The following is a 1,518-nucleotide window of genomic DNA, read 5'->3' as shown; positions in this document are numbered from 1 at the left end:
GGCGGCGGCGCGGTGCGAGATGGTGGCTCACGCTCGTCGAGCGATTGACTGTCCGCCGCGTTCGCAGACCTGTCCCGTCTGCCAGCCTGTCCCGCTGACGCAACCCGAACGGCCCGAGCCAGGGCCGGCGTTTCCGCGGCGGACAGTCAAGACTATTGAAGCCAGGGAAGGGCTCGCGGTATCATGATGTGCATCAAGACCTGTCAGTCCGTCCTGTCGATCGATCCCACGATGACGGTCACGATGACCGTGACGACCGTCAGCAGCCCCACCGCCCGCGTGAAGATCATGACCAAGCAGAAACGCCCGCGCGACCCAGGCGACTCGATGACATTCGTGTCGGTCCTGAACGGGATCTGGCTGATCGCAGCATGAGGACCACCATGAACCGCCGTGACATCGTTCTGGGCCTGGCCGCCGCGCTGGTGGCCGGCAGACCCGCCGCGGCGCAGACGCCGACGGATACGATCGTGCAGCAGCTGCGCCAGCAGGGCTATTCCAACATCACCGTCTCGCGCACGTGGCTGGGGCGGATCCGCATCGTCGGCAGAAGCGCGCGGGGCGAACGCGAGATCGTCTACAACCCATCGACCGGCGCGTTGATGCGTGATTACCTGGACGAGAGCCGCGGCACCGGACGCGTGCTGCCCGACCGGGCAGGCGGGGCGACGTCCTCGGGCGGCGGCGCGCCCGGCCGCGACACCGCCGGCAGCCGAGGCAATGGCGGCGGAAACGCCGGGGGCAACGGCGGCGGGAACTCCGGCGGCAATTCCGGCGGAGGCCGCGGCGGCAACGGAGGCGGAAACGGCGGCGGGCGGTCCGGCGGAAACGGCAATTCGGGGGGCAACGGCAATTCCGGGGGCAATGGAAATGGTAACTCTGGCGGTAACGGAAAGGGCAATTCCGGCGGCAACGGGAACGGCAATTCCGGCGGAAATCGTTGATGGCGGCATCGGCAATGCCCGATAGCCGGTCGGGGTTCTGTCGTTTGCGCCCTCAGGGCCCCCCGCGCTGATGGAGCGCGTGTCCATCGGCGTCTTGCTGGTCGTGCAGTTCGTCTGCGCGGCCTTCTTCGTCTACGACATCGTGGCCAACCTGCTGGGGCTGCGCACCGCGCCCCTGGCCTGGGCGGTCTACGAGATGATCGAGGTCGGCGCGGCGCTGGGCCTGCTGCTCGGCGTCGGGGTCACGGCATGGATGCTCGCCGCGTCGCTGCGGGCCCGTCGGCGCGCCGAGTCGAGCCTACGCCTGGCGCAGGGCGCTTTCATGGACGTGCTCGAGGAGCACTTCGCCGAATGGTCCCTGACGGCCGCCGAGCGGGACGTGGCGCTGATGGCGATCAAGGGCCTGTCCATCGCCGAGACGGCCCGCGTGCGCGAGACGTCGGAAGGCACGGTCAAGGCGCAGACGGCCGCGATCTATCGCAAGGCCGGCGTCTCTGGCCGGCCCCAGCTGTTGAGCCTGTTCATCGACGAGATGATGGGCGACGGGCTGATCGCCCGGCAGAAGACGGGCGGA

General features: G+C 69.0%; 3 protein-coding genes. All 3 read left to right on the top strand.

What is annotated here, in order from left to right; genetic code table 11:
• Positions 1 to 186: 186 nt before the first annotated feature.
• Positions 187 to 375 (top strand): hypothetical protein, encoded by a 189-nt coding sequence (locus ACFDTC_RS08645; protein ID WP_375258477.1) that lies wholly within the window; start codon positions 187 to 189, stop codon positions 373 to 375.
• A gap of 8 nt (positions 376 to 383) precedes the next feature.
• A complete protein-coding gene (locus ACFDTC_RS08640) occupies positions 384 to 944 on the top strand; it encodes a hypothetical protein (RefSeq protein ID WP_375258476.1) in 561 nt (186 codons plus the stop codon).
• 70 nt (positions 945 to 1,014) lie between these two features.
• Positions 1,015 to 1,518: helix-turn-helix transcriptional regulator (locus ACFDTC_RS08635; RefSeq protein WP_375258475.1), on the top strand; the 504-nt coding region annotated here is incomplete at its 3' end.

It is taken from the genome of Citreimonas sp., from assembly GCF_042096055.1.
Classification (GTDB): domain Bacteria; phylum Pseudomonadota; class Alphaproteobacteria; order Rhodobacterales; family Rhodobacteraceae; genus Citreimonas.
This window is presented reverse-complemented; position numbering and strand designations above follow the sequence as displayed.

Bases quoted from the DNA above. Each gene is read 5' to 3' on its own strand.
- ACFDTC_RS08640 (WP_375258476.1), top strand. From the start codon at position 384: ATGAACCGCCGTGACATCGTTCTGGGCCTGGCCGCCGCGCTGGTGGCC.
- ACFDTC_RS08645 (WP_375258477.1), top strand. From the start codon at position 187: ATGTGCATCAAGACCTGTCAGTCCGTCCTGTCGATCGATCCCACGATG.